Origin of the sequence: Arthrobacter sp. Y81, assembly GCF_002929335.1 — a bacterium.
In the GTDB taxonomy this organism is placed as follows: Bacteria; Actinomycetota; Actinomycetes; order Actinomycetales; family Micrococcaceae; genus Arthrobacter.
This window is the reverse complement of sequence record NZ_PJIL01000009.1, coordinates 146,529-172,883: the sequence shown is the minus strand read 5'-3', so window position 1 is coordinate 172,883 and position 26,355 is coordinate 146,529. Positions and strand designations below refer to the sequence as shown.

Below are 26,355 nucleotides of genomic sequence, written 5' to 3'. Positions count from 1 at the left end.
AGTCTGGTCAAAGGAGATCCCATGAGCGCCCTGTTTACTAAATCACCGGGCTGGTTGGACTGGTACCGCAGTCCCTCCACACCCCGCTTCGCCCTGCCGGCCGGGACAGTGGACGCACACTGCCACGTCTTTGGCCCCGGCGCCGAGTTCCCCTTCGCCCCGGAACGCAGGTACACCCCCGGGGACGCAGGCAAGGAAGAGCTCTTCGCGCTCCGGGACCACCTTGGGGTCAGCCGCAACGTCATTGTGCAGGCGACATGCCACGGCGCCGACAACAGCGCGATGGTCGACGCGGTCCAGGCTTCCGGCGGCCGTGCCCGAGGCGTCGCCACGGTCCGTCCCGACGTGACAGACGCCGAGCTTCGCCGGCTGGATGCGGCCGGTGTGCGGGGAGTGCGGTTCAACTTCCTCAAGCGCCTGGTCAGTGCCGCCCCGCAGGACGACCTGGCTGCCATTGCGAAGAGGATCGCTCCCCTGGGCTGGCACGTCGTCATCTATTTCGAAGGCGACGACCTGGAGGACCTTGAAGGGTTCTTCGGTTCCCTTCCCACGCCCCTGGTGATTGACCATATGGGACGGCCGGACGTCAGCAAACCCGCCGCCGGCCCGGACTTCAGCCGCTTCCTGCGGTTCGTCGGAAACAACGACGTGTGGGTCAAGGTCAGCTGCCCGGAGCGACTCAGCATCACCGGTCCCTCCGCGCTCGACGGCGAGCAAAAGGCCTACACCGACGCAGTGCCCTTCGGACGCCGCGTCATCGAGGAGTTCCCGGACAGGGTGCTCTGGGGCACCGACTGGCCGCACCCCAATCTCACGGACCACATGCCCGATGACGGGCTCCTTGTCGACTACATACCGCAGGTGGCCGTCACCACCCAACAGCAGCACAAGCTCCTCGTCGCCAACCCGATGCGGCTCTACTGGCCAGGCGAAGACGCCTAGCCCCATCCACCCCATCTTTCCCCAGAGGACTCCAATGATGCACTCCAATGCGGCAAACCGGCTCGACCGGCTTCCCATATCCAAGTTCCACAAGATCACCCTGGTCGCTGTCTCATTCGCCTATTTCTTCGAATTCGCGGACATCAACAGCTTCGCCACCACCGTCCCCAAGCTCGTGACGCTGTGGGGCGTGACGATCAACCAGATCGCGTACGTCACATCCCTGTCGTTCGTCGGCATGTTCTTCGGCTCACTGATCGCCAGCTGGCTGGCAGACCGGTGGGGACGCAAGAATGCACTGACCATCACCACCGTGTGGTACTCGGTCTTTTCGTTCGCCGCCGTGTTCTCCTGGGACATCGTTTCCCTCGGCGCCTTCCGCGTCCTGACCTCGGCCGGACTCGCGGCTATGACCGTCGTGGCGGTCATTTACGTCAACGAGGTCTTTCCGGCCGCCGTCCGCGGCAAGTACCAGGCGTACGCCATCGTCATCGGCATCTGCGGAACCCCTGCCACCAACCTCATCGCCAGTGTGGTGGTCCCACTCAGCGACTGGTCGTGGCGGCTCGTTTACCTGTGGGGAGCGCTCGGCATTCTCTTCATCCTCTTCAGCAGGCACCTGAAAGAATCCCCCGCTGGTACGAGAGCAAGGGCCAGTACGACAAAGCCGACGCCGCCCTTACCGAGATCGAGGCACGGGTCGCTGCGGAGAAGGGACCGCTGCCGCTGCCCGCAGCACCGATCGCCGCCGTACAGACGGTCAAGACCAAGACCCCGTTCAGGCTTCTGCTCCAGAAGAAATACCTCGGACCCACGCTACTCCTCACGGTCCTGTGGGTCACCCAGACCATCGGCTTCTTTGGGTACTCCAGCTGGGCACCGACGCTGCTGGCACAAGAAGGCTTCAGCGTGAAAGATTCGATCTTCTTTGTGGCGCTCACCACCGTGGGAGCACCGTTGGGATCCTACCTGGCCTCCCTGGTGACAGACCGATTCGAACGCAAGTGGTGCCTGGTCGTTTTCGGCACCACCATCGCTATCTGCGGGCTTTTCTACGGGCTCACGTTCAACCCCATCTTGATCGTCGTCTTCGGGTTCCTCGTGAACCTCTTCGAGCGAGGCTACACAGCCCTCGCCTACGCCTACTCCCCTGAAGTGTTCGACACCGCCGGACGATCCCTGGGCACGGGCATCTCTTATGGGCTGGGCCGGCTCTCCAACGCCGCCGGGCCGTTGATCATTGCGGGCCTGTACACCGGCAGCGGATACCAGAGCGTGTTCTTCTTCATCGCCGGCACCTGGCTTTTCGGCGCCGTCGTCCTCGCGCTTTTCGGCCCCAAGACACGGCCGGCACGGCTCGCTCCTCCCGCGAAGTCGCAGGATCTGACGCCTTCAGCGCCAACGAATCAGGCCTAATTCAACAGGCGAAGTTCAGAAGCAAGCGGACGATGGCGGGAAGTTCCCGCCATCGTCCGCTTGCTGTTCCGGGGCCACCCGGTGCTACCAGGTGGTCGCTATCGAGCGCGAGGCGAGCCACCGGCCGTCCGTTAGGACGTAGTCCATGGTGAGCTGCAAAGGCCACGTGGCCCGTGAGCCATAGACGGTGGCATCAGTCATGAACCTGCCCACCAGCCTGGCAGTGCCGCCGTTGACGTCGAGTGACACGGTCCGCTCCTGGACGTCGTGGTAGACGAACTGCCCGCCCCGCATCTGGGCCAGCCATTCCTGCTTGGGCTGGAAATAGCCCGTCATGTGCGTCAGCGAGAAGTCCTCGGTCAGCAGCTCGGCCAGGATCTCCGTGTTGCCGCCCACCATGGCGCTCAAGTGGGCTCGGTAGTTCTCAAGGATTTCCGCCCGGTTCTGTTCGTCTGCATTCATGCCATCGACGCTATTGGCCCGGATCGCATCGTGGGAGGCCCTGCCAGTGCGTGCCAGCAGGTGAACGGTGGGCCGCCCCAGCCAAGAAGGATAGTTTTAAGGCATGACGGCAAGCTACCGGTACGACGTTGAGGTCCTTCATCTGCTCGTGTCTCCGGCGCACGCTTACTTTGGCCGCGCCCGCGAGGGCGCGGCCGACGTCCCCAGGACAGACACCGACCACGTCGAATTGGTGGCCGACAAGGGCATTGTGGGCGACCGGTTCTTCGGCAAGGCCGCGCACATGGATGCAGCCGTCACGCTGATTGCGGTGGAGGCCCTCGAAGCCATGGCCGCAGAGCTCGGGACCGCGCCGTTTGACCCGCTGCTGACGCGGCGCAACGTCGTCCTCCGGGGCGCCCACCTCGCCCCGCTGCTTGGTGAGGAGTTCGCACTGGAATCGCGCGGGAACCTCGTGCGGCTCCGGGCCGGCAGGCCTGCCCACCCCTGCGCCTGGATGGACCAGATGCTCGCCCCGGGGGCCCACAAAGCGATGCGCGGGCGCGGCGGTATGCGCTGCCAGCCGCTCTCGGACGGCATCCTGCACCGCGGGCCCGCCGTGCTGATCAGCCCGGTGCCCCTCGACCCCGAAAGTGCGGGCACACCCAGCCTGCTGCGCCCGTCGCGGCTGCCCTGACAGTTCCCAAGCGCATTAACGGAAGCGGGCGACGGCGGGAAGTCCCGCCGTCGTCCGCTCGCCGTTTGTTGCCCTTACAGCCTGTGACGCTCCGGAGTTGCCCACCGGGCGTCTCCGGAACCGGCCTTGCCTGCCGGTTGGCCTGCGTACGTCCAGATGCATGGCCGGCCGGCATCGCTCGGGAAGAGCTGGCCCTCGTACAGCGAGATGCTCGTTCCCGCAGAGCTCTGCCAGACCCCGGTCAGTTCGCAGTGGGTGCCGGTGGCCTCCCGCCGCGGCGCCGAGAGGTTGATCATCCTGCGTGCCCGTTTCTCGGCAACGGGAAGTCTCTTCTTCACGATGACGCTCCTGCCGGTTCCCGGTACGTGCTTTCGGGAACATCAGTGATGAACATGTAGCCGGGGGCGTGGCTGATGGCAAAGGATGGCCTGGATGCCATCACTGCGCTCTGCGGTGTCACCCCGCAGGCCCAGAAAACCGGCACTTCCCCCGGAAGGATCTCCACCGCATCGCCGAAATCAGGGCGGTTGATGTCGGCGATGCCGAGGTCCTCGGGCGATCCGACGTGGACCGGGCTGCCGTGGACCTTCGGTACTTCCGATGTCACCCTGATGGCCGTTTCGACCAGTTCGGGCGGCATCGGCCGCATGGAAACCACCATCGGGCCGTGGATCCGCCCGGCAGGGGTGCACTCGACGTTCGTGCGGTACATCGGGACGTTCCGGCCGGTTTCGGTATGCCGGAGCGGCACGCCCGCACTGGCAAGCGCGGCCTCGAAGGTGAAGCTGCAGCCGATGAGGACTCCCACCATGTCGTCACGCCAGACCGATGAGACGTCCGTGACTTCGTCGGCAAGTTGGCCGTCCACCCACACGCGGTAGGCGGGGATGTCACTGCGGATGTCGGACCCTGCGGCGAGGACGCTCCCGTACTTTCCCGCCGGGATGATGTCGATGACGGGGCATGCCTTGGGATTGAGCCGGCAGAATTCGATGAATTCGTCGGCGTAGTCGGCCGTCACCGCTATCAGGTTCGCCTGGGTGTAGCCGTCGCTCCATCCGGAGGTGGGAGTGACCAGGCCGTTGCGGAACTTCAGGCGCGCATCGGAGGGAGCCAGGAGTGCGTTGGCCTGGCTCATCGGGTCCCGCTCTCAACAACTTCGGTGGCCGGCTCGGTTGAAGACTGCAGGTACTCCTCGTCCTCGGCAACGTTGGAGTCGCGGCCCAGGGCCAGGCCCACGAGGGTCAGGAGGCAGGCGACGCTGAGGTAGATGGCCACCGGGACCCAGCTGTCATAGGTGCTCAGCAGGAGGGTGAACATGAACGGAGCGATGGCGCCGCCAATGATTCCGGCGAAGGTGTAGGCCAGTGAGCTGCCGGTGGAGCGGAGCCGCGGCGAGAACTGCTCGACGACGAACGCTGCCTGAGGTCCGTACATAAACGAGTGGCAGAGCAGGCCAAGCACGATGCCCACGATCAGCATGACCGGGGACCGTCCTTCGAGGATGATGAAGAACAGGTAGGCCCAGACGGCGGCGCCAACTGCGGCGATTGCGTAGACCAGGCGGCGGTTGATGCGGTCGGAGATGGCGCCGGCGAGCGGCATGGTGAAGAGCTGGAGGGCTGACCCGATCAGGACGGCGACGAGAACCTGGCCGCGGTCGAAGCCGAGCTCCTGGATGCCGTAGGTGAGCGTAAAGACTGTGCACATGGCGTAGAGAACGTCCGGGCCAATGCGGCTGAGCATGGCGGCGATGAGGGGCCGGCGCTGGGTGGCCAGCACTTCGCGGATGGGGGCCTTGGGCTTGTCGCCCCGGGCCTCCATGGCCTTGAAGATGGGGGTGTCTTCGAGCTTGAGCCGGATCCAGAGGCCGAAGGCCACCAGCAGCGCGGAGATCAGGAAGGCGATGCGCCAGCCGAAGCTCAGGAAGTCTTCTTCGGACAGGGTCAGGGTGAGAACGGCGAGTGCACCGTTGGCCATCAGGTTGCCGGCGGGCGGGCCGATCTGCGCGGCTGATGCCCAGAAGCCGCGGCGTCGCGGGTCGCCGAATTCGCTGGAGAGCAGGACCGCGCCGCCCCATTCGCCGCCGACGCCAACACCCTGGGCGAAGCGGAGGAAAACGAGGATGGCGGGGGCGATGACGCCGATGTTGTCGTACGTGGGCAGCAGGCCGATCAGGAACGTGGCGACGCCGATCAGCATGAGCGTGATGACCAGGATCTTCTTGCGGCCGATCTCGTCCCCGAGCCGACCGAAGATGATGCCGCCGACGGGCCGGGAAATGTAGCCCACGGCGTAGGTGGAGAAGGCCAGCAGGGTGCCCGTGACAGGGTCCGAGGCCGGGAAGAAGATGAGCGGGAAAACGATCGCAGCCGCGGCGGAGTAGACGGCGAAGTCGTAGAACTCCAGCGCGGTTCCGGTCAGGCTGGCCGCGAATGCCTTGTACATGCCCTTGCGCCCTACAAAGGGTTTCGGGTCAGCGGGGGCCATTACTGATGGAGTGGCCATTTGTACCTCCATGAAGAGTGTGGATGTCATCCGGGTGGGGGCGGATGGTGTTTGTGCGCCTTTTCTGTCCGGGCCTGCGGCGTTGCAGGTCGGGACATTCGGACGCTTGTGCGGCTACCGTGATGGGCTGCGGAAGTCGGGACTGCGAGCAATTGTTGGATTGTTGAACAATCCGAACTTGTTGAACAATTTACGCGACGCAGATCACACCGTCAAGGGGTCAAGGGTGATTCAGCCGTCGCGGCAGTTGCCGGATTTGGGGCGGGAAGCGCTACTTCGAGGCCCCGGGCCCGGACGCGTGGACCGCCGTCTGGTGCTCTTCGGAGCGGGCGAGGTAGTCGGTCAGGCGATCGGCCGCGAGCTCCGTGTCCCCGGCCTCGAGGGCTTTGCAGATCTGTTCGTTGTCCGCCAGCCAGTCCCGATAGAACCCGCCGTCAACAGCGGCCTTGTGGAAGAAGAGCCGCATTTCGGCAAGCACCTGCGACATGATGGTGTTCAGCCGTTCGCTGTCCGCCATGGCCACCAGGGCGCCGTGGAAGTGCTGGTTGGCGCTGCCGAGGCGTTCGCTGTCCCCCGCGGCGGCTGCACTCTTGCCTTCCTCGACGGCGGCCCTCACCAGGGCGATGCTCTCGGGACTGCCCCCGCCGCGGACAGCGCTCACCTCGATGGCGCGCCTGACGGTGTAGACGTCATGGATGTCCTTCTCGCCCAGGCTGGCAACGAAGACGCCGCGGTTGGGCTCGCGGACAACCAGGCGCTCGCTCACGAGTTCGGCGAATGCCTCGCGGATAGTGTTGCGGGAGACGCCGAGCTCGTCGGAAAGGGCCTCTTCCTTGAGTTTCGTTCCCGGCGGCAGCGCGCCCTCTGCGATCTGAAGCCGCAGTTCCGCAGCCACCCTGGCCGCCACCGACGGCACTGCGACCCGCAGCCTGGACGCTCCGCCCGGCTTCCCAGGCCCGTTCTGCGCGCCACCCGGGAGTTCGCGGAAGGAGGGAGTTTCGGCGTTCGGGTTCAGGGTGGCCATACCCTGAATCTACCCCGGGCAATCAACAATCCCTTTGTTGAATTGTTGAGCTGCGGCATGAACGACGACGGCGGGACCTCCGGCCGTCGTCCGTCTTGCGTTTGGTGCCGCTCCCCTACAGAGCCGGGTGGCCAGGGATGAATGCCTCCTGCGCCAGCCGGGTGAAATCGGCGACGAGCACCGAAGGGTCGTCCTTCCAGGACGCAAGGAAGACGGAAATCGGCGGGGCGTCGCGGACCGGCCGGTATGCGATCCCCGGTCGTGGATTCTGCGCAGCCGTCGCCTCGGAGGACATGCCGATGGCCTGTCCCGTGGAGATGAGTGTCAGCCATTCGTCGACACCCTGCACCAGCCGGACCGAGGCCGGCCGGGCGGCGTCGGACCAGAGGTCTTCCGTCGTGGTTCCCGTGCGGTGGTCGACGGCAATCGTTCGTCCAGCGAAGTCCGCCAGGCGGAGGAAGCGCCGCCGGGCGAGCGGATCAGCCTTGGCGAGGGCGCCGTACCGGGCTTCAGTTCCGATGTGCGTGGACGCGAAGCGGTGGTCATTGAGGTGGCGCCTGACAATGGCGACGTCGACGGACCCGTTCGCAAGGCCGCCGGTTGGGGCGTTGGACTGCACCCAGATCAGGCGCACGCCCGGGTGTATCTCCTCCCATTTCCGCTGCAGGGCAACGGTGCGGCGGCCCAGCGCCGACCATGCATAGCTCACCCTGAGCTCGCCGCCCTGGTCCTGGGCTGCGCGTTCAAGTAGCGCGACCTGGTCAAGGACGCTCCGTGCATGCTCGATGATCCGCTCCCCGGCGGCCGTCGGGGTGACCTGCCGGGTAGTTCTTTGCAGAATGCGCAATCCAAGGGCCCGCTCCAGGGCAGCGACGGACCGTGACACCGCAGCCTGGGAGGTGCCGAGCGCAATGGCGGCGTCGGTAAAAGTCTGGGAGTCCACCACAGCCACCAGTGCCCGCAGGTACCGCAGCTCTACATTCATACGGTCATCGTATAGAACGATCGTTGAGCACATTTTTCGGCGCACGGTTTTGCCCGGAGACTTTGGACATATGGAAGCTTATTCAGTGCAGACTGCGGGTCAGGCCCGCGGCGGGTCCGGCGTCGGCCGGGCGGGGTCAGGCCGGGGCGGGTCGGCCGTTGTTCGCGGCGTGCTGACCATGACCGGAAGCGGCGTCAGCAACCAGATCGGTGCGGGGATCGGCGCCCACGCGTTTCCGGTGATCGGACCCGCGGGTGTTGTGGCCGTAAGGCAGCTTGTGGCCGCCGCGGTGCTGCTGCCGGTTGCCCGGCCTCCCTTCCACCGGTTCACCTGGCGCCAGTGGTGGCCGGTCCTGCTGCTGGGCGCGGCTACAGCTTTGATGAACATCAGCCTCTATGTGGCTATCGAACGGATCGGTCTGGGTCTTGCCGTCACCTTGGAATTCCTCGGGCCGTTGGCGGTGGCCCTGCTGGGGTCAAGGGCGCGTCGGGATGTTCTGTGCGGGCTGGCCGCAGGTTTGGGAGTCTTCATCCTTGTGTTGCCGGGACCTAGCAGCGACTTCGTCGGAATTGCCATCGGCATGGCAGGTGCCGCGGGCTGGGCGGCGTACATCCTCCTCAACCGGGTCGCGGGCCAGAGGCTGCCCGGCTTGCAAGCCCCCGCCGCCGCGACGCTGATATCGCTGGTGTTCTACCTGCCAGTGGCCGCCTACCTCGCCGCTCAAGGGCTGTTCACCGGTCCGGCACTGCTCTACGCCATTGTTGCCGGTCTGCTGTGCTCGGTGATCCCGTACGCCGCCGACCTCATCGCGCTCCGGCACCTGCCAGCGGGATTCTTCAGTGTGTTCATGAGCGTCAACCCCATCCTCGCCGCGCTCTCCGGCACCGTGGTGCTGGGACAGATCCTGGTGCTCCACGAATGGCTGGGCATGGCCCTGATCGTTGCCACCAATACCGTCGCCATCTGGCTGGCGGGCCGCGCCGCCGTGCCTAAACGTTGACCGCAGTATTGCCGTCGCCAGGGAACTGGAGCTCCGAACACCACGGTGGGTCCATCGATGCCCGACGGACAACCGCACCGTCCAGGCCATTGCTGCTGACCTCCTGCCGCTCACCGGCTGGACCGCCAACCCGGCCGACTAGGGTCATGCAATGCTGTTCAGCATGACGATTGCTTGGGAATGGCGCGGAGCGTTGACGAACAAAGAAATCAATCAGCTGCACGCTGAGGGCTTCGGTCACGCATACGTTGAAGACGACTGGGTTGACCGGCTCTCCCGCCTCAGCCTGGGGTGGGTCACAGCCCGCGACGATCAGGGGCTGGTCGGCTTCGTCAACGTGATCTGGGACGGCGACGCGCACGCCTTCATCGAAGACACTTTGGTGGCACACAGGGCGCGCCGTCAGGGCGTCGGCAAAAGACTCCTCGCCGTTGCCACGGAACAAGCCCGGGAGGCGGGCTGGGAATGGATCCATGTCGACTTCGACGATCACCTGAAGAGTTTCTATTTCGACGCGTGCGGTTTCCGACCCACCAGTGCTGGTCTGATCCAGCTGCGCTAGCAACGCCGGACGAGGCTCCGCCAGAAGGGCACTCTGGCTTCTGAAACTCATACCATCAGCATGCTTAGCATTTGGCCTGAATCGGGTTTACGATGAACTAGTGAGCCGCGGGCGGATCGCCGGCGGCACCAACCGGAGGGAGTATCACCGTGGGTCTGGATGACAAGATTCAAAATGCTGCCGAAAAGCTTGGCGGTAAGGGCAAGGAAGCTGTCGGAGAAGCCAAGAATGATCCGGGCCTGAAAGCCGAAGGTCAGGCCGACCAAACCAAAGCGGACCTGAAGCAGGCGGGCGAAAAGGTCAAGGACGCCTTCAAGGAATAAGCCGGCAGCAAAAGGAAGGGTGCCACCCTACGCGGGTTGCACCCTTCCTTGCTGTCCGGCTCCCTGCCGGCCGCGGCGGGCCTCAGCACTGCACAGGTCGATTGGCCCTACTTCGACGGACAGCGCGGTGCTAAAAATGCGTTATCCCGTTCAGCACATTGACAAGGCCGACGTTAAAAGGACGACAAAGAGGACGACATGGGAAGCCCATTGGATCCGACGACCGCTGCCGGGTATGCCCTCATGTACATGGCGGCAATTGCCGTCATCGTCCTTCTGTTGCTGCCGATCCTGATCACATTCCTTTTGCTCCTGCTTGTGGCCGGGGCAATTCAGATTGTGATTTTCCTCGTGAAAGTCACGACGGTCGCCTTGATCCGGGGCATCGTCGGGCTCTTCAGAAATCCGGGCGGCCCGCGCAGCCCCGGGAGCCACCATGGCGGGCTGGTGCCGCATTGACTGGCAGCTGGTCATGGAGACGGTGAGGCCTAGCCGGCGACCGACCAGCCTTCCTGATACTCCGGATGCCAGCTGTACACCGAGGCCAGGCACATCAGCACGTAATCACTGGTCCCGCCCATCTGCGACGGTATGTCGGTAACCAGCGGCACGTTCTCCAGAATCTTCCGCTTGGCGGCGCACTCGGCCAGCACCCGGGCCGCCGTGAACGGCAAAACCTCGAGGCGGGTCCCGATCGCCTGGTGGCCCGGCCCGACCTCCACCAGTTCCTCCGCGGCTGCCTCGTCCTCGGCTATCCGAGCTTCCAGGAATGCGATGATGTCGGCCATGCCCCCATTCTTCAATGCGCGCACAATTTCCGGGAAACCGGTCCGTCTGCCGATACGGTCCCGCGGACGACGGCGGGACCTCCCGACGTCGTCCGCTTGCGTAGCTGTCTGCTTGCTTTCACTGCACTTGCGGTCCGGATAATCGCTATCCGTTCGCCATCCGGCACGCTTTGGAAAGGGCTATTGTCACACTGGCAGGAAGTGGATTAGTCTTCGGCCAACCGGACTTTCGGCCGCATCAGGCGGCGCCCGGAACGGCGCTGCCGTCAGGGGCTACGCCCCGTACATATAAGACGCCCAGTCACCGCACTGGCCGACAATGCGGAACACAGGACGCCACGCTTCCATTCAAGGGAGAACCTGATGTTAGGCACCAGAAGCTGCCTCGCCGCCGCTCTTGCCGCCATGCTCGTGACCACAGCCAGCCCCGCGCAAGCAGCCCCCGCCACGCTCGTGAGCGCCGGGCCGGGAATCCTCGTCGCCGACGGCGCCGCGGTGGATGTTCCCGTCACCTTCGTGTGCGACACCGACCCCGCCTTGATCATCGCAATTCCCGTCGTCCAAGTCACCCAAAGGGTCAGCGACGGACGGATCGCCGGCGGCGGCGGAAACGATCAGCTCAGCTGCACCAAGCAGGCCCAAACAGTCACCATACGAGTGGTTCCAAACATGATGGCGTTCAACGAAGGCGCCGCCGCGGCTTCGGTCTACCTGCAAACCTGCAGCGCGCAATTCCAGTGCACCACGGTCATCAACAACACGGAAATAACACTCGCCAAACCAGCCGGCGTCGGGTGACCAATCGAACTCGGAAAGAGGATCTGGAAATGCCCAGCGACCCTACGGACATGGTCAGCGTCCGGTACATGGTGGACGACGTCGAGGCGGCCATCGACTTCTACACAAAGCACCTCGGGTTCACCCTCAGGATGAGCGCTGCACCGGCGTTCGCCGACGTCGCCCGCGGCCAGTTGCGGCTTCTGCTGAGCGGGCCAACCAGTTCGGCGGGCCGGCCAATGCCGGACGGCACGGTGCCGTCACCGGGAGGATGGAACCGCATCCACCTCATCGTGGGCGACATCGCGGCCGAGGTGGACCGGCTGCGTGCCGCCGGCGTCACGTTCCGGAACAACATTGTCACTGGTCCGGGCGGTCAGCAGATCCTGCTGGAAGATCCGGCCGGCAACGTGGTCGAGCTGTTCCAGCCCGCTCCTTCTTAACGAAGCCAGGCGGATAGCGAGCAACCACCGATCGGACGACGGCGGGACGTCCCGCCGTCGTCCGCTTGCGTTTGATTCCGCTCCCCCAGCCGACCTACTCGTCGAGGAACCGCAGGAGGAACGGGACCGTGGCGTGCATCGTCCGGAGATCCCCGCCGCTGGCGGCCTCCTCGCCGAGGTAGTCACCGTGGCCGCCGGGAACGATCAGCAGCCGGGCGCCGGGGATGAGGCTTGCCATCCGCTCGGCATACCCGGCGGTGACAACGTCCCGGTCGGCGCTCACCACCAGCGTGGATGCCGTGATGCTGCCTAACTCTTCGGCGGACCATCCGGGGAAGTCCAGGATGCGCTGCCTGTCCAGCTCGAAGAGCCGCTCCAGGTGGCCGGGTTCAGGGTTGAGGAGGCGGTCGGCGTCCTTGTAGGTGTCCGGCATGTCAGCCAGGGTGGCCTTCGCCATGCCGTCCCAGAACTCGTCCGTCACGGCATCGCGGCTCACAAAGGTGGAGGCCACAATGAGGCGCCGGACAATGGAGGGGCGCCCGAGTGCCAGCGCGACGGCGGTATGGCCGCCGGCGCTGAAGCCCAGCACATCCACGGCTTCCACGTTGAGCTGGTCCAGAACAGCGAGGATGTCGCCGGCGGAGTTCTCGGCGGTGAGGGGGCGGCTGGTCGGCTGGGTGCGGCCGTGCCCCTCCTCTTCAACGGCAATCACCTGGCGCTGTTCGGCCAGCCGCGGGATGAGTTCGGCGAAGTTGGTGCCGATGGTGGAGCCGCCCCCGGGGATGAGGAGCAGCGGCGGCTGGCCGGGCACCTCCCGGCCGTGGACCTCGTAGTACATGCGAAGGCCGTTGTTGTCCGCGAAGCCGTGGGTGAAAGTCACACGGCATCCTAACCCCGGGCGCTTTCCGACGAAAAGGGACTCAGCCCTGTTCCCTCGCCCGTCAGGTGGTTGCGGCGTCTGCCAGTCCCAGTCTGATCAGGCGCAGTTCGTCCCCCACGGCACGGGAGGGCCAGTGGTTCTTCACTAGCTCGCGTGCCCGGTTCTGGTCTGCTTCCGGGAAAAGCCTGCCGAGCAGCCCGGCCGCCTGGAGCAGCGCGATCAGTGCTGTGGTCCTGGCATCGGGCTGCGTGGCTGCTGCCGGTGCGGCGTCTGAAGGCATGGCATCTGACGGTTGGGCACCTTCCGGCGCGGCATCTGACGGTTGGGTACCTTCCTGCGTGGCACCTGACGGCCTAAGGCCGAGTGCGGTTTGGATCGTTTGCAGTAGCGCCGCTTCCGGAGCGTGGTCCTTCTCCGGGTAGCGCGTGGACTTGAACAGACCAAGGTGTTTTTCGCCGACATGCTCCACAATGCCCAGCGCCGCCATCCCTTCGTACACACGGTGCACTTCGCCACGGCCCTCCAGCATGGAGACCCACCGCTTGGGAGTGTGTGGCCGTGATTTTTCACGGATGAGTTCCAGCTCGTGCTGGAAGTCCGATTCCGGGGCGGCTCCGATGGCCCGGACATGCTTACCCCGCGCCGCGATGGCGCCGAGCAGGTCCAGCTCAGCCAGGATTGCCCCTGCCACCGTGGTCCTCAGGACGTACGCCGGCAGTTCGGGTTCGCCGTCCTTGTCATTTGTTGCCAGCAGGAGGAAAGCCTGGGGAAGGCTTAGGTCCTCGGCCTTCGGTATCGCAGCGTTCATACCTTCATGGTGGACCCGTTGGGCAGCGGCCACAACGGGCGCTTAGGTGGCGGCTTCAGCCTCCGCCAGCCTGATCATGCGCAGTTCGTCCGTCACCGCACGGGACGGCCAGTGGTCCTTCACCAGTTGCCTGACCCGGTTCTGATCTGCTGCCGGGAAAAGCCTGTCGAGCAGGCCTGCGGCCTGAAGCAGGGCGATCAGTGCCGTGGTCCTGGAATCGGACAGCGAACCGCCGAGGGCGGCTTGGATCTTCTGCAGGATGGCCGCTTCCGGGGCGTGGTCCTTCTCCGGATACCGCGTGGCCCCGAACAAACCGAGGTGTTTTTCGCCGACGTGCTCCAAGATGCCCAGCGACACCATCCCCTCGTAAACACGGTGCAGTTCGGCGCGGCTCTCGAGCATCGAGACCCACCGCTTGGGAGTGTGGGGCCGCGACTTGTCCCGGATGAGGTCCAGCTGGTGTTGGAAATCCGGTTGCGGGGCGTTGCCGGTAGCCCTGAGGTGCTTTCCCTGCAGTCCGACTGCACCGCGGAGGTGCAGCTCAGCCAGTATTGCCCCTGCCAGGGCGGCCTTGAGCACGACTACCGGCAGTTCAGCTTCGCCGTTCTTGTCGTTCGTCGCCAGGAGGAGGAGAGCCTGGGGAAGGCTCAGCTCCTCGGCCTTCGGTGTTTCAGCGTTCATACGATCATGGTGGCCCAGTTGGGCAGCCACCACAACGGCGATTCTCAGGATCGGACGACGGCGGGACGTCCCGCCGCCCAGCCGTGCCCGCGCGAACGAGACATCGCCTTCGTGTTCCAGTCCTACGCGCTCTATCCGCACCTGACAGTCCGCGAAAACATTGCCTTCCCGCTGGCATTGGACAAGTTCAAGGTCTGGCACCACATCCCCGGCATCAGCACCTTCGCGCGCCGCATCTTCGGTTCGTCCAAGGACATCGTCAAGCAGGTCGCCGACGTCTCCTCAATGCTGGAACTGGACGACTACGCGAACCGCAAGCCCGGAGGGCTGTCCGGCGGCCAGCGCCAGCGTGTGGCCCTGGCACGCGCGCTGATCCGCAACCCGTCAATGTTCCTGCTCGACGAGCCGCTGTCCAACCTCGACGCCAAGCTCCGCGCGGAACTCCGGGGCGAAATCGTCCGGCTGCACAGGCTGACCGGGAAGACCTTCGTCTACGTCACCCACGACCAGGTCGAGGCCATGACCATGGCCACGCAGATTGTCATTCTCCACAACGGCATCGTGCAGCAGCACGCCACACCGCAGGAGATCTACACCCGCCCCGCCAACACGTACGTGGCCCGGTTCATCGGCAGCCCGCCCATGAACCTCATGGCCACGACAGTGACCGACGGGCAGCCCGTGCTCGGAGGGGTCCGGCTCCCGGAGCCTGAAGGGCTCCGGCTCGCGGCCGGTACTGTAACCCTGGGCCTGCGCCCGGAACACCTCGCGGTCTCCGCCGACGTCGACGGCCCCGGCCTGGCCGGAACGGTCCGGAGAATCGAGGACCTCGGCGCGGACACGCTGATCGGCGTCCAGCCTGACCCGGCGCTGGGCCTGAAACTGTGGGAGCTCAACCAGGACGATCTGATCTGGATCCGTCAGACGGGACAAACCCGCCTGATGGCGGGAGATCCCTGCACGGTAAGCCTCGAGGCCCGCATGGCCAGCTACTTCGACAGCGAGACCGGCGCGAACCTGGCATCATCCGACCAGATCTCAGACGCCGGAATGCTGCCCATGCGCGGCTAAGCGGCGGCGCTTCGCAAGCCAGCCATACGCTGGCAGTTCAAACCAAGCCTGATCTCATCCACACACAAGGAAAAGTCACCGATGACCATCATTGTCACCGCAGCATTCACCCCCAAGGACGGCACCTACGACCAGGTGGTCGCCGCACTCTCCCCCGCCATTGCGGAGGTGCACGAGGAACCCGGCTGCCAGCTGTACGCCATCCATGAATCACCCAACGGGCAGATCATGATGATAGAAAAGTGGGAGAGCGCCGAGCTGCTCGACGCCCACGGCGCCGGCGACGCCGTCAAACGGCTCAACGCCTCGCTCGAGGGACTCCTGGCAGAACCCGTGGAGGTCACCCGCCTGGTTCCGATCGCCGCCGGTACAGCGCACCAAGGCGCGCTCTAAGCAGTCCAAGCAATAGCGGACGACGGCGGGACTTCCCGCCGTCGTCCGCTGGCGTTGGTCCGTGTGCCCGTGGAAGGGGCAGGAGCCGGCTCCTGTTCCGGGACGTTCGACCCTACGGCAGCCTCCCCGCGCGTTGACAGACTGGTGTGAGGAAGTCCGTGGATCATTCAGGCGATGCCCTCTTCGCGCGCGGGCCGGCAGCACAAGGAGGCCAACAATGGCCAATATCTACCTTCCCTACGGGACCACCGAGGGTCAGACAGCCAAGATCGCCGAGTACATCTCGGACGTGGTGCGAGCACACGGTCACAGCGCGGACGCGGCGGACATCAAGCAGGCCGGGGACTCTATCCCAAACGGGTACGACGCCGTTATCGTCGGCGCGTCGGTCCACATGGGCAAACACGAAGACTACGTCCGGGACTTCGTGCGGAAGAACAGCGCCGCCTTGGGACGCCTCCCGTCCGCGCTCTTCTCCGTCAGCCTGGCCGCGCACGGGGACGCCGAAAACGCGGAGAGCTACGTCGAAAAGTTCGAGGCCGAAACGGGCTGGCGGCCGGCCCAAGTGGGACTCTTCGGAGGGGCACTTCTCTACACGCAGTACGGGTTCCTCAAACGCCACGTGATGAAGAAGATCGCCAGTGACAAGGGCACTCTGGACACGGACACCTCGCACGATTACGTGTACACGGAGTGGGACGGTGTCAGGCGGTTCGCGGAGGACTTTTTGAACAGGTTGTGAGTTGAAGCCCGAGGGAAACGACGGACGACGGCGGGACTTCCCGCCGTCGTCCGCTTGAGTTTGACCAGGGGAATGTCCATGAATCCGGAGGTCGGCAGCTATTCCGGCAGGCGGCCGACGTCGTTGAAGGGTCCGTTACGGCGCCGCCGCAGCTGTTGACCGGGCACTGACGGTGGGTCTGACAGCGGGGTGTGTTCCCGCCGTCGTCCGGCCAGCTCGCTAAACCGGTCAACAGCCTGCTGGGCCGCCGCCTGCAACTCCGGATCCAGGGTTGCTGCCCGGGCATAAGTGCCTACTGCGGTAAGGGTGTCTGTTAGCAGCCGCGCGGGAACTTCGCCGGCAGTGCCGCCGCCCTGCAGCAGTATGGCCTCGCGATCAGCCGCCAGCGTGTCAGCCATGGCGCCCACGGTGATGCGCTGCCACACGTCGGGGATGCCCTCCACGCTCGCCAGCTTTTCGCGCAGCGGCCACGATGCGATGAACCGGGCAACCCACGCCTTGTGCCGTTTTTTGTGCCGCCATCCCTGCCAATGCGGGTAGAAGCTGAAGACGACGGCGAACGGGGCGATGATTCCCAGCACCACAAGCGCCCAGTCCGCTTCCCCCTGGTAGGGTCCTTCTGCCGCGTCTGCGTAGACGCCGAGCATCACGCCTGCGGTAATGCACGCCAGGATCCACGTGACACCCAAGATGTCCCGGGTGCGTTTCTGTGATGCGGAGGCGTACTGGACGGGGGCTGGTTCGGAGACGATGTGGGCTTCAGCCGCAGTGAGCCCGGTGTTCAGGAGTTTGGATATCGGAGCACCCGACAAACCGGATTGGTGCGGCACTTCCAGGTACACCGGCGGTAGTCCCTGCGTTTCGTGTGCAGGCACATTAGTCCCGTCGTCCATGTCTCCCCCGATAAGGCCGTCCGGATTGGACTCTTGAGTATAGGGCCCGCAACGGGCAGGACGGTGCAGTGTCGATCCCACGCCGTCGGTCCTACGCCGTCGGTCCTACGCCGCGATGGATAGTGCCCAGTCAGGCAAGGGATCCACCGGCAATGGCGGCCCGGTCTGTCCGAGACCGGTGGCACCGGCAAGTACGTCCGGCCATGCAAGTAAGTCCGGCCAGTCGGGCGGTTCCCACTCCGGGTCTTCGCCCGCGCGCCCGGGGTGGTCCGGCCAGTGTGGAGGTTCCCAGTCCTGTTGTTCGCTGGGATAGGAGCGTCCCGCGGGTGAGATCCAGCCGGGTGGCTGGTCCCGGGTGGCGTCAACCGGCCTCCACGCTGTGGTGTGTTTGAGTCTGTGGTGCCTCCGACATGGCTGGCCCAGGTTGGAGATGCCAGTGCCGCCTCCCTCGGACCAAGCCAGCAGATGGTCGGCTTCATTATCCAAGGAGTGGTTGTTGCAGCCGGGAAAAGGGCACCGGCCGTCCCGAAGCCGCAACCATTGGCGCATCGCCTTTGAAACCCGGTAGCTGGTGCGTCCGATCTCCAGCGGCGCTCCGCTGCGCGGATCTGTGAGCACGCGCAGGAATGATCCGGCACCATCCGCGACAAGCCGGCGGGCCATGCTCGGCGGAATGGGACCATACCCATCCAGCGTGGCCGGTTCCGTCACGTCGCCCAGGAGCGATAACACCGGAACGGTCACCAGGACCTGTGCTTTGGGAGACGGGGTTCCTGCCGCCACCCCCACCAGCAGCCAGTCAGCGGCGACGTCCGCGCGGAGCTGGGTCAGAGTCCGGGCTTCGGCCGGCCCCTGCAGGGCACGCGCCGCTTCCGTGGCACGGGACCAAACAGCCGCTGCCACATCCGCAGTCACGTAGGCCGAGAGCCAGGCCATGCCGTCCCGGTCCGGGACAAGTTCCAGCCGACGGTCCTGCACGCCCTTGCCGTGGCGCGCTTCGATGCTTACGGGATGGTGCCGCTCACGCCAGCTGCGCGCCTTGGCCCGGAACCTGCCCGGCACCAGTTCCCCCGCCGGGCAGCCACGCGCAGCAAAGCGAGCTTCGGGGTCGAGGAAATGAGCCTCCAGGGCAGCCGCGGCGGCGGGGTCCAGACCCGATGTTTCATCACACATCACTCGCGCGTGCTGCCAGGAAATGCTCCCTGACCGCAGCGCAGACAGCGTCAGGGGCAACCGGGTGGTCAGGGTGGCTGACTCAGCCAGTAACGCCGCTGCCGATCTTTCGCTGACAGTCAGGGCACAGGCCACCTCTGCTGTCACTGCCATTTCCTGGGCGGTGCGCTCCTGCGGGGAAGCGGCCGGGGCCGCCAGGGCCGCGGCAGCGTGAGCGTATCCGTCGGCGAAGTGCACTTTCAGCGCCGCCATCATGGCTTCCATGCTGCCCGCCTCAGTCATACCGTCCAAGCATGCGTCCGCTTCGTCCTGAAGAGGGTTGGCACTCGAGGCCAGATTCCCGGCCCCGCGACCTGCACATGCAGCCAGCGCAACAAGGGAGGCCGCCATGGCCCCCAACGTCTCCGCAACTGCTTCGCCTTCCATACCCACAGCATGCCAGCAGGGTCTGACAAAAACGCCGGCATCAGAGTTGCAGCAGAGTCAGCCTTCCAGGATCTGCCTGATCCCGAACTCTCCAACGGCGAACATCCGCGGATTGTCGTCGGAGTTGCTCAGCATGGCGGTGGACAGGATGAGAGCCCAGCCCCGGGCCCTCATCCAGGTGTCCCCTTCCACTGCGGGGCCAAAGGCCTCCATGAAGCGGTGGCGGGCGCCGGCGTCGAACATCAGCCACCCCACCGCAAGATCGACTGCCGGGTCCCCTGCCCCGACGTCGCCGAAATCGATGACGCCGGCCAGCGAGCCGTCGTCGGCCAGCAGGATGTTGCCCGGGTGAAGGTCCCCGTGGAGCATCATCGCCGGACCACCCCAGGCTTTAGCGGCACCGGCCTGCGCCCACACCTCTCTCAGTGCTGCTGCCTGCGGGTAGCGTTCGCGGTCCCCGAGCCGTTCCACCACCGCAGAGTCACGGTCCGCCAGCGGCACGCCGCGGAAAGGATTCACCGGGACGCCGGCTTCGGCGGGCACGTGGAGGGACAGGAGGAAATCGGATAGGCCTTCAGCGGCCGGCCCGCGGTCTGCCGGGCCAACGTCGGCCGCGGCGGCTCCGGGGACCCACCGCACGATGCTCCACGGCCATGGAAAGTCCGACGTCGGCTGGCCGGCATGGACGGGGACGGGCACCGCGACCGGGGAGCGGCGGGCTATGTCGGGAAGGTAGCGCCGCTCATGCAGTATCAGCGAAACAGCCTCCGCCCTGCGCGGCAGCCGGACGGCGAGGTCGTCGCCGAGCCGGAAGGTGGCGTTGTCCCAGCCATTCGCAACCCGCGCTAGAGGACGGTCGCCGAGGTCGGGCCGCTGGTCCCGTACGAGGCACTGGACCACGGCGTCACTGACTTCCACCGTGGCTGGTGGCATTCCCGCCATTCAGAGGTCCGCCTTCCTGCGATGCAATCCGTCCTTCCCTTGTCCGAATATAGTTCAGATCCCCGGGACCAGATGGGGCGCCTTGACCCACCACAGACAGGAAGCGGACGACGGCGGGACGTCCCGCCGTCGTCAGTCTCACCAGCCCTCGGTCGCCCTGGGCGCAGGCGCGTCGTGATCAGGTACCCGTTAGGTCGGGATGTTGCGGGTGGGTATGATCCGGGAGCATGAGCGCAACGCCGAGCACCACTGGAACTGTCCGGGCTGTCTTCCTTGACGTGGACGGCACCTACGCGGACTACGGCGTCGTACCTGAAGGCCATGTGCACGCTGTACAGGCGGCGCGGAAGGCCGGACACCGGGTCTTCCTGTGCACGGGACGCCCGGTGTCAATGTTGCCCCCGAGCATCCTCGCCGCGGGTTTCGACGGCCTCGTGGCCAGTGCCGGCGCCTACGCCGAGGTGGCCGGGACGGTCCTCGTGGACCGGCGCTTTCCGGCGGACCTTGCGGCCAGGACGGTCCGGGCGCTGGACGCGCACGACGCCGTATATGTCCTGGAAGCGCAGGAGGCGCTGCACGTGCCACCCGCGGCGCTGGAACGCTTGCGGGCCATCCTTGACGCCCACTTCGAGCAGGCACCCGCAGGCCCGGTGGGTTCGTCCGACATCCTCAGGGCGGTGCGCACCACCGCCAACCGTGCCGCCGTGCCGTTCGCCAAGGTCTCCGTGTTTGACTCCCCCGTCGCAATGGAGAGCCTGGTCAGGGAAATCGGCGGGGCCATTGCAGTGGTGGCCAATTCGGTGGCAGACGAGGGCCGGCATTCGGGGGAACTGTACCAACGCGGAATCAGCAAGGCCGACGGCGTCGCGGCCGTCGCCGCCCATCTGGGCATCGCCCAGGCGGACACGATTGCGGTGGGCGACGGTGCCAACGACCTGGAGATGATCGCCTACGCAGGCGTCGGCATCGCCATCGAAGGATCGCTCCCGGAGCTGGTGGCGCTTGCCGACCGCACGGCCGCTCCTCCCCGGCAGGAAGGCCTCGTTGCCGCCTTCGCCGAGCTTGGCCTCATCTGATCCGGCCCGATTAGAGCCATTCGTTCCCCGGTCATGAGGGTGACTCCCGGCCTGATCAGTGAATGCGGCGCGTATCTGGCTCAATGGCCCACGCAAGGTGATGGGGGGCCGCGCGAAACAGCGGCGTAAGTGGTCGACGGCGGGACGTCCCGCCGTCGTCCGCTGGCGTTCCCGGCACCTCAAGCCAGCATCACAAGGTCGCGGCTTCTTCCTCCGCCAGTCTGGTCAGACGAAGTTCGTCCTCCGCGGCGCGGGTGGGCCAGTAGTCCCTCGCCAGCTCGCTTGCCCGGGTGAGGTCTGCTGCCGGGAAGAGCTTGCCGAGCAGTCCGGCGGCTTGAAGCAGGGCGATCAGCACTGTGGTCCTGACATCGGGCCCCTTGGAAACAGGCTTGGCATCAGGCTTGGCGTCAGGCGCCCCGGCACCCGGCTTCGTGGAATCAGGCGCCTCAGCATCTGTGGCCTCGGAATCAGGCGCTTCGAGATCGGCCGGCGCACCGCTGAGTGCGGCCTCGATCTTTTCCAGGAGCGCCGCCCCCGGAGCGTGATCCTTATGCGGGTACCGCACGGGCCGGAACCGGCCCAGGTGCTTTTCACCGACATGTTCCACGATGCCCAGTGATGCCATTCCCTCGTAGACGCTCTGCACTTCGGCGCGGCTGTCGAGCACGGAGACCCACCATTTGGGAGTGCGGGGCCGGGATTTGCCGCGGATGAGCTCCAGTTCGTGCTGGAAGTCCGTCTGGGGGGCGGCGCCGGTAGCCCTGACATACTTCCCCTGCAGCCCGAGCGCGCCGAGCAGGTCCAGCTCGGCCAATATTGCCCCTGCCACCGTGGTCCTGAGTGCGAACAAGGGCACTTCAGGTTTGCCGTTTTTGTCGTTCGTAGCCAGAAGGAGGAAAGCCTGGGGAAGGCTCAACTCCGCCGCCTTTGGCGTTTCAGCGTTCATAGCATCATGGTGGCCCAGTTGGGCGGTCACCACAATGAGGATTTACAAGCGTCGCTGAATTTCCACTGGAGACGCAGTAAAAAAGACCTACAACGCCGACCAGCCGCCTTCGGACGCGAGGCCTGGGGGTGGTGGCTAGGCGGGGGCCAGTGCCCGTACCGAGTTCCGTTCCACAGTGGGACAGTAGATCTTTGTGGGGGCAGTGGCCTGTGCTTCTTCAAGGCCCAGGAGCATTCTCACTCCGGCTGCGCCCAGTTCGTAGTGGGGTAGAGATACGGTGGAAAGTGGTGGCCGGAGGTGGGCGGCGATGACTTCCTGGTTGTCGAATCCCACCACTGCAATATCGTCTGGAATGGCGAGCCCGCGCTCGCGTAGTCCGTCGTATAGCCCCATCGCCATTCGGTCGTTGTAGCAGTACACGGCCGTGACATCGCGTTTGAGGAGTTCCTCGGTCGCTCCGTACCCGCCCTCCTGATCTGGATAGGCTTCCAGGACCAGGCCCGCATCGAACGGAATGCCTTCGGCTTCCAGCGCTTCCTTGTAGCCCTGGAGTCGCCCGTCCTTTGCTGGGGCGGGGATGGTGGCATTGATGAACGCGATTCGGCGGTGGCCGTGCTTCAGAAGGATTTCGGTAGCTGAACGTCCGCCTTGTATTTCATCCGGGACAACTGCCCGGGCGCCGGATTCCGCAGAAAAGCAGTTGACGAGGACGAAGTCCGATTCGCGGAGAGATGCCGGCACGTCCGTGGCTCGGTGGAACCAGGTCGAGTAAAGAATGCCGCGGACCTTGTACTCGAGCATCATCGCAATCGCGTCCGTCTCAAGTTCGCGGTTGCCTTCGGTGTTGGCGATGAGAAGGGCGTAGCCGTGCTTCCAGGCCTCATCCTGGGCGCCGTGGATGATCTGGCCGGCGAAAGGAGTGGTGGCGATGGCGTCGGCGACCAGGCCGATGAATCGGGAACTGCCGCTGACCAGGGTTTGCGCCATGGCATTTGGCCGGTAACCCAGGTCCCGGATCGCGTCCCGCACGCGCTTGCGGGTCTTGTCGGAAATCCGTGCGGCCTTCTTCTTGTTCACGACCAGGGAAACGGTGGCAGTGGAGACCCCGGCGGCCTCGGCAACTTGCCGGAGGGTGACGGGTTGAGGGCGTGGGGGACGTTCCAGCGGGGCAGCCGCCCCCAGTGGCGTGACCGAATTATTCTCCTGCGAAATCATGTGCCCTCCGTCAGGAGTATATCCGCCCGTCATCCCTTGCTCGCCCCGCTTTCGAGGCCCTGGATCATTGCCTTGTTGAGGACGAGGAAGACCAGGAGCAGGGGCGTGATCGTGACACAGACGGCGGCGAACGTGGCCGTCCAGTCCGTTTTTCCCATCGCGCCGATGTAGTTCTGAAGGCCCAGCGGGATGGTCTTCAGTTCCTCGGAGAGGACGAAGGTGTTGGCGAAGATGAAGTCGTTCCAGATGAAGATGCTGTTGACCAGCACCACTGTCACAACGGTGTTGACCGAAAGCGGCAGTGTGATGAGCCCGAAGATGCGGTAAGGCCCTGCGCCGTCCAGCGACGCGGCCTCGTACGTTTCCCGGGGGATGTACTCGAAGAACGAAGAGAACAGGTAGATCGACATCGGAAGGGCGAAACCGGCCAGGGGGATGATCATCGACGGGTAGGTGTCGAGCAGGTTGATGGTGGAGTAGTCGATGAAGAGCGGTACGAGCGCGATCTGCACGGGCACGATGATGCCGATCAGGAACAGGCTGCGGACGATCTTGCTGAACCGGAAGCCGAGGACCTGCAGGGCGTACGCGGCCATCATGCCCAGGAGAACAATCAGGAGGTTGGCGCCCATCGTGACGATGAAACTGTTCAGGATGTTCATTCCGAGGTTGCCGGTCTCGAAGGCGCGGGCGTAGTTCTCGAACGTGATCGCCTTGGGAAGGGCGAACGGGTCGCCGGTCGCGAAGTCGTGCTCGGTGCGAAGGCTGGTGATGAACAGCCAGGCCAGAGGGTAGACCTGCACGATGACGATGAGGGCAATCAGCACTCTTGATAGAGTGCTGAACAGGTTGGGCTTGCGCCGCCTGCGGAGTGGCGGCTGGCTGTCTGATGGGGCTGGGGCTGTGATGGCCCTGGTAACCGGGGCTGCTGGCGCGGTCATGCGTCCGCCTTTCGTTTGAGCATGAAGAGGATGAGTCCGACGGCGACCAGGCACTCGATCACGATGAAGACGGCGATGGTGCTCGCGTATCCGAAGTCGGTGCTGGTGAATGCCGTCTTGTACATGTAGGTGGTCAGCAGCTCGGAGGACTGTCCGGGGCCGCCGTTGGTCATGAGGTAGGGGATGTCGAATCCGCGCAGGCCGTAGGTCGTTGCCATGATCGTGGTGGTGATCCAGACGGGCATGATGTGCGGGAAGCGGATCTTGGTGAACAGCTGCCACCGGGACGCACCGTCGAGGCGGGCAGCTTCCTCAAGTTCCTGCGGGACGGACAGTAGTGCCGCATAGATGATGAGCATGTAGAGCCCGGTGAACCGCCAGCCCTCCGGGGCCGATACCGCGGCGAGCACGGTGTTGATGTCCGAGAGCCAGGGCCGTTCAAGGGCGCCGAGGCCGATCCAGTGCAGCAGCTGGTTGAGGAGGCCCACCGGTTCGATCGAGTAGATCCGCACGAAGAGGAATGCGATGGCCACCGTGGAAATCACTGCCGGCAGGAGGTAGAGCGTTTTGATCAGCTCGCGGCCGCGCCGCATTGAGGTGAGGAGGCTGGCGACCAGCAGGGCGCCGCCGAGCTGCAGGACCAGGCAGATGGCGAGATAACCGAGGGCGTTGAAGAACGAGCGCCAGAAAATGTCGTCTGCGGTGAGCATCCGTACGTAGTTTTCGAGCCCCACGAACTCCATGTCGCTGATGCCGTTCCAGGAGAAGAAGCTCAGGAACAGCGACTGCATGATGGGGAACAGCACGGCGATGCCGTACAGCAGCAGGGGTGGGAGCAGGAAGACCAGGACTGAGAGTCGTGACCTGTTGGGAAGCATGGCTGGGCCTTTCGGGTGGGGGCCGGAGCCCCCACCGCTGTGATTACTTGAAGAACTTCGGGGCGTTCTGCGCGATGGTGCTGTCCATCGTGGTGGTGAACTGTTCGGGCGTGATGTTGCCCTGGACGAGGAGCACGAGCTCCTGCTGCAGCCTGCCGTTGGTGGTCGGGTCGAGCTGGGTGTCCCACGGCATGGCCTGTTTGTCCCCGAGGTCGTTGGCCATTTCCAAGGCCTTCTTGTACAGCGGCGTCGCATTGGCCGGTACGGCGGTCTCGACGTTGGTGGTCGGCGAAAGCGCACCGGTGGCCGCGTACTCGGCCGGGTACTTCGCCAGGGCAAACTTCAGGAAGTCGCTCACGAGCGGGTCGTACGTCTTGGCGTTGACGGCCATGCCAATGCCTGAAGGGGAGACGAACTCGTTGGCTTTGGTGACTGATCCTTCGGTTGTCGGCAGGGTGAAGAAGTCGATGTCGTCCCGCACGTCGGGATTCAGCTTGTCAGTTGCCAGGCTTGGCAGTTCCCAGGTGCCGATGTTGTACATCGCTGCCTGGCCTGAAGTGAACTGGTTCTGTGCATCGGAGTAGCCCTGTGAGGAGAAGCCGTCCTGGAAGCACTTGGCCTTGCCAAGCGCGGCCAGCCATTCGACGGTCTTCTGGCCTGCCGGATCAGTAAATTTGGCTTCGCCCTTCTTGAGCTTCTGGATGAACTCCGGCCCGGCTTCACGGAACGGCTGGTAGGCGACATACCGCTCCAGCGGCCACTGGTCCTGGCCGTCGATGGCGATGGGGGTGATGCCAGCATCGCGCAGGGCGGTGCACATGGCGGGGATGTCATCGAGGGACTTCGGGGCGGAGACGCCGGCCTTCTGCAGCAGGGCCTTGTTGTACCAGATGAATTCCAGCTCGAACTGGAACGGGATCATGTGCAGGGAACCGTCGTCGAAGCGCTGGTAGTCCAGGGCGCTGGGCCGGTAGTCGTCATAGACGTCCAGGGACTTGAGCAGCTTTTCGGCGTCGACCATTTTGCCTTGTTTCGCCAGCTGCTGGGCGAAGGGCGTGGCGTCAGTGTCGAAGAGCTCGGGAAGCTTGTTCGCGGCGGCGAGGGTCTCGAGTTTCTGGATGTACGAGGGCCTGTCCGGGGTGGTGATCAGGTTGAGCGCGAAGCCCGGGTGGTCCTTGGCGTAGTCGTCGGCCAGTTTCTTCATGATGTTGATGACGGCGCCGTCGGCGGGCCGGGACAGCAGCCACGAGATTTCCCGTGGCTTGACCTCTCCGGTGGGACTGACGTTGGAAGGGTCAGTGGTTCCGCCGCTGCCGCATCCTGCGAGGGCAATGGCCGCGGCCGCAGCCACGGCCGCAGTGAATAACTTCTTCATGGAAATCTC

Annotated in this window: 30 protein-coding genes and 1 pseudogene; 13 read left to right on the top strand and 18 right to left on the bottom strand. The window is 65.0% G+C overall.

Going from position 1 to position 26,355, the window contains the following annotated elements; all coding sequences use genetic code 11:
- Positions 1–21: 21 nt before the first annotated feature.
- Positions 22–942, top strand: a complete 921-nt coding sequence (locus tag CXQ91_RS13895; protein ID WP_104174494.1) for an amidohydrolase family protein — start codon at positions 22–24, stop codon at positions 940–942.
- Positions 943–1,020: 78 nt separating this feature from the next.
- Positions 1,021–2,358 (top strand): annotated as a pseudogene (locus CXQ91_RS25750) (MFS transporter); the annotation flags it as partial.
- Between the two features lie 84 nt (positions 2,359–2,442).
- On the opposite strand, the gene CXQ91_RS13885 reads toward CXQ91_RS25750, so the two are convergent.
- Positions 2,443–2,820 carry a nuclear transport factor 2 family protein gene (locus CXQ91_RS13885; protein WP_104174493.1) on the bottom strand — a complete coding sequence of 126 codons (378 nt, stop codon included), beginning with the start codon at positions 2,818–2,820 and terminating at the stop codon, positions 2,443–2,445.
- A gap of 103 nt (positions 2,821–2,923) precedes the next feature.
- Between CXQ91_RS13885 and CXQ91_RS13880 the strand changes: the two genes are divergently transcribed.
- Positions 2,924–3,496 (top strand): MOSC domain-containing protein, encoded by a 573-nt coding sequence (locus CXQ91_RS13880; RefSeq protein ID WP_104174492.1) that lies wholly within the window; start codon positions 2,924–2,926, stop codon positions 3,494–3,496.
- 74 nt (positions 3,497–3,570) lie between these two features.
- Here CXQ91_RS13880 and CXQ91_RS13875 read toward each other — a convergent pair whose 3' ends face one another.
- The 5 genes from CXQ91_RS13875 to CXQ91_RS13855 all read right to left on the bottom strand — a co-directional run bounded on the left by CXQ91_RS13875 (position 3,571) and on the right by CXQ91_RS13855 (position 8,013).
- Positions 3,571–3,834 carry a hypothetical protein gene (locus CXQ91_RS13875; protein WP_104174491.1) on the bottom strand — a complete coding sequence of 88 codons (264 nt, stop codon included), beginning with the start codon at positions 3,832–3,834 and terminating at the stop codon, positions 3,571–3,573.
- Entirely contained in the window at positions 3,831–4,634 is an 804-nt protein-coding gene (locus CXQ91_RS13870) for a putative hydro-lyase (protein WP_104174490.1), read from the bottom strand. Before CXQ91_RS13870 ends, CXQ91_RS13875 begins: the two co-directional genes overlap by 4 nt.
- On the bottom strand, positions 4,631–6,004 hold the full coding sequence (locus tag CXQ91_RS13865; RefSeq protein WP_104174489.1) for an MFS transporter: 1,374 nt from the start codon (positions 6,002–6,004) through the stop codon (positions 4,631–4,633). The genes CXQ91_RS13870 and CXQ91_RS13865 overlap by 4 nt, the downstream gene beginning before the upstream one ends.
- Positions 6,005–6,275: 271 nt before the next feature.
- On the bottom strand, positions 6,276–7,028 hold the full coding sequence (locus CXQ91_RS13860; protein ID WP_104174488.1) for a GntR family transcriptional regulator: 753 nt from the start codon (positions 7,026–7,028) through the stop codon (positions 6,276–6,278).
- A gap of 115 nt (positions 7,029–7,143) precedes the next feature.
- Positions 7,144–8,013: a LysR family transcriptional regulator gene (locus CXQ91_RS13855; RefSeq protein ID WP_104174487.1), complete on the bottom strand. Its 870-nt coding sequence runs from the start codon at positions 8,011–8,013 to the stop codon at positions 7,144–7,146.
- A 70-nt stretch (positions 8,014–8,083) separates the two neighbouring features.
- On the opposite strand from CXQ91_RS13855, the gene CXQ91_RS13850 reads away from it, so the two are divergent.
- From CXQ91_RS13850 to CXQ91_RS13835, 4 genes are all read left to right on the top strand, one after another.
- Positions 8,084–9,013 carry a DMT family transporter gene (locus CXQ91_RS13850; RefSeq protein WP_104174486.1) on the top strand — a complete coding sequence of 310 codons (930 nt, stop codon included), beginning with the start codon at positions 8,084–8,086 and terminating at the stop codon, positions 9,011–9,013.
- Positions 9,014–9,164: 151 nt separating this feature from the next.
- Entirely contained in the window at positions 9,165–9,575 is a 411-nt protein-coding gene (locus tag CXQ91_RS13845; protein ID WP_258073978.1) for a GNAT family N-acetyltransferase, read from the top strand.
- Between the two features lie 149 nt (positions 9,576–9,724).
- On the top strand, positions 9,725–9,898 hold the full coding sequence (locus tag CXQ91_RS13840; RefSeq protein WP_104174485.1) for a CsbD family protein: 174 nt from the start codon (positions 9,725–9,727) through the stop codon (positions 9,896–9,898).
- A 198-nt stretch (positions 9,899–10,096) separates the two neighbouring features.
- On the top strand, positions 10,097–10,357 hold the full coding sequence (locus CXQ91_RS13835) for a hypothetical protein (protein ID WP_104174484.1): 261 nt from the start codon (positions 10,097–10,099) through the stop codon (positions 10,355–10,357).
- A gap of 29 nt (positions 10,358–10,386) precedes the next feature.
- Here CXQ91_RS13835 and CXQ91_RS13830 read toward each other — a convergent pair whose 3' ends face one another.
- The gene (locus tag CXQ91_RS13830) at positions 10,387–10,686 is read right to left on the bottom strand and encodes a DUF6221 family protein (protein WP_104174483.1); all 300 of its coding nucleotides are present in this window, start codon (positions 10,684–10,686) and stop codon (positions 10,387–10,389) included.
- A 363-nt stretch (positions 10,687–11,049) separates the two neighbouring features.
- On the opposite strand from CXQ91_RS13830, the gene CXQ91_RS13825 reads away from it, so the two are divergent.
- Both CXQ91_RS13825 and CXQ91_RS13820 read left to right on the top strand, forming a co-directional pair.
- Positions 11,050–11,484, top strand: a complete 435-nt coding sequence (locus tag CXQ91_RS13825) for a hypothetical protein (RefSeq protein WP_146072340.1) — start codon at positions 11,050–11,052, stop codon at positions 11,482–11,484.
- A gap of 29 nt (positions 11,485–11,513) precedes the next feature.
- Positions 11,514–11,906, top strand: coding sequence for a VOC family protein (locus tag CXQ91_RS13820; protein WP_104174481.1), 393 nt, complete (start codon positions 11,514–11,516; stop codon positions 11,904–11,906).
- Positions 11,907–12,000: 94 nt separating this feature from the next.
- On the opposite strand, the gene CXQ91_RS13815 is transcribed toward CXQ91_RS13820, so the two are convergent.
- From CXQ91_RS13815 to CXQ91_RS13805, 3 genes are all read right to left on the bottom strand, one after another.
- Positions 12,001–12,786 (bottom strand): alpha/beta fold hydrolase, encoded by a 786-nt coding sequence (locus CXQ91_RS13815; protein ID WP_258073977.1) that lies wholly within the window; start codon positions 12,784–12,786, stop codon positions 12,001–12,003.
- A gap of 61 nt (positions 12,787–12,847) precedes the next feature.
- The gene (locus CXQ91_RS13810; RefSeq protein WP_104174480.1) at positions 12,848–13,594 is read right to left on the bottom strand and encodes a GPP34 family phosphoprotein; all 747 of its coding nucleotides are present in this window, start codon (positions 13,592–13,594) and stop codon (positions 12,848–12,850) included.
- Between the two features lie 42 nt (positions 13,595–13,636).
- Complete coding sequence (locus CXQ91_RS13805) at positions 13,637–14,275, bottom strand: GPP34 family phosphoprotein (protein ID WP_104174479.1); 639 nt, start codon at positions 14,273–14,275, stop codon at positions 13,637–13,639.
- A 6-nt stretch (positions 14,276–14,281) separates the two neighbouring features.
- Here CXQ91_RS13805 and CXQ91_RS13800 point away from each other — a divergent pair, with 6 nt between their 5' ends.
- From CXQ91_RS13800 to CXQ91_RS13790, 3 genes are all read left to right on the top strand, one after another.
- Positions 14,282–15,346 carry an ABC transporter ATP-binding protein gene (locus tag CXQ91_RS13800; protein WP_104174478.1) on the top strand — a complete coding sequence of 355 codons (1,065 nt, stop codon included), beginning with the start codon at positions 14,282–14,284 and terminating at the stop codon, positions 15,344–15,346.
- 81 nt (positions 15,347–15,427) lie between these two features.
- Positions 15,428–15,739, top strand: a complete 312-nt coding sequence (locus tag CXQ91_RS13795; protein ID WP_104174477.1) for a putative quinol monooxygenase — start codon at positions 15,428–15,430, stop codon at positions 15,737–15,739.
- 217 nt (positions 15,740–15,956) lie between these two features.
- On the top strand, positions 15,957–16,481 hold the full coding sequence (locus CXQ91_RS13790) for a flavodoxin domain-containing protein (RefSeq protein ID WP_104174476.1): 525 nt from the start codon (positions 15,957–15,959) through the stop codon (positions 16,479–16,481).
- 98 nt (positions 16,482–16,579) lie between these two features.
- Here CXQ91_RS13790 and CXQ91_RS13785 read toward each other — a convergent pair whose 3' ends face one another.
- From CXQ91_RS13785 to CXQ91_RS13775, 3 genes are all read right to left on the bottom strand, one after another.
- Positions 16,580–17,374, bottom strand: coding sequence for a hypothetical protein (locus tag CXQ91_RS13785; protein WP_146072339.1), 795 nt, complete (start codon positions 17,372–17,374; stop codon positions 16,580–16,582).
- Between the two features lie 105 nt (positions 17,375–17,479).
- Complete coding sequence (locus tag CXQ91_RS13780) at positions 17,480–18,937, bottom strand: HNH endonuclease signature motif containing protein (protein ID WP_104174542.1); 1,458 nt, start codon at positions 18,935–18,937, stop codon at positions 17,480–17,482.
- 93 nt (positions 18,938–19,030) lie between these two features.
- Positions 19,031–19,906, bottom strand: coding sequence for an aminoglycoside phosphotransferase family protein (locus CXQ91_RS13775; protein ID WP_258073976.1), 876 nt, complete (start codon positions 19,904–19,906; stop codon positions 19,031–19,033).
- A 236-nt stretch (positions 19,907–20,142) separates the two neighbouring features.
- Here CXQ91_RS13775 and CXQ91_RS13770 point away from each other — a divergent pair, with 236 nt between their 5' ends.
- Positions 20,143–20,991 carry an HAD-IIB family hydrolase gene (locus tag CXQ91_RS13770; RefSeq protein ID WP_104174473.1) on the top strand — a complete coding sequence of 283 codons (849 nt, stop codon included), beginning with the start codon at positions 20,143–20,145 and terminating at the stop codon, positions 20,989–20,991.
- Positions 20,992–21,181: 190 nt separating this feature from the next.
- On the opposite strand, the gene CXQ91_RS13765 is transcribed toward CXQ91_RS13770, so the two are convergent.
- The 5 genes from CXQ91_RS13765 to CXQ91_RS13745 form a co-directional block, all read right to left on the bottom strand.
- The gene (locus CXQ91_RS13765) at positions 21,182–21,937 is read right to left on the bottom strand and encodes a GPP34 family phosphoprotein (protein WP_104174472.1); all 756 of its coding nucleotides are present in this window, start codon (positions 21,935–21,937) and stop codon (positions 21,182–21,184) included.
- A 135-nt stretch (positions 21,938–22,072) separates the two neighbouring features.
- Positions 22,073–23,152 (bottom strand): LacI family DNA-binding transcriptional regulator, encoded by a 1,080-nt coding sequence (locus CXQ91_RS13760; protein WP_104174471.1) that lies wholly within the window; start codon positions 23,150–23,152, stop codon positions 22,073–22,075.
- A 29-nt stretch (positions 23,153–23,181) separates the two neighbouring features.
- Positions 23,182–24,093, bottom strand: a complete 912-nt coding sequence (locus tag CXQ91_RS13755; protein ID WP_258073975.1) for a carbohydrate ABC transporter permease — start codon at positions 24,091–24,093, stop codon at positions 23,182–23,184.
- The gene (locus tag CXQ91_RS13750) at positions 24,090–24,971 is read right to left on the bottom strand and encodes a carbohydrate ABC transporter permease (protein WP_104174470.1); all 882 of its coding nucleotides are present in this window, start codon (positions 24,969–24,971) and stop codon (positions 24,090–24,092) included. The genes CXQ91_RS13755 and CXQ91_RS13750 overlap by 4 nt, the downstream gene beginning before the upstream one ends.
- A gap of 43 nt (positions 24,972–25,014) precedes the next feature.
- The gene (locus CXQ91_RS13745) at positions 25,015–26,346 is read right to left on the bottom strand and encodes an ABC transporter substrate-binding protein (RefSeq protein WP_104174469.1); all 1,332 of its coding nucleotides are present in this window, start codon (positions 26,344–26,346) and stop codon (positions 25,015–25,017) included.
- Positions 26,347–26,355 lie beyond the last annotated feature (9 nt).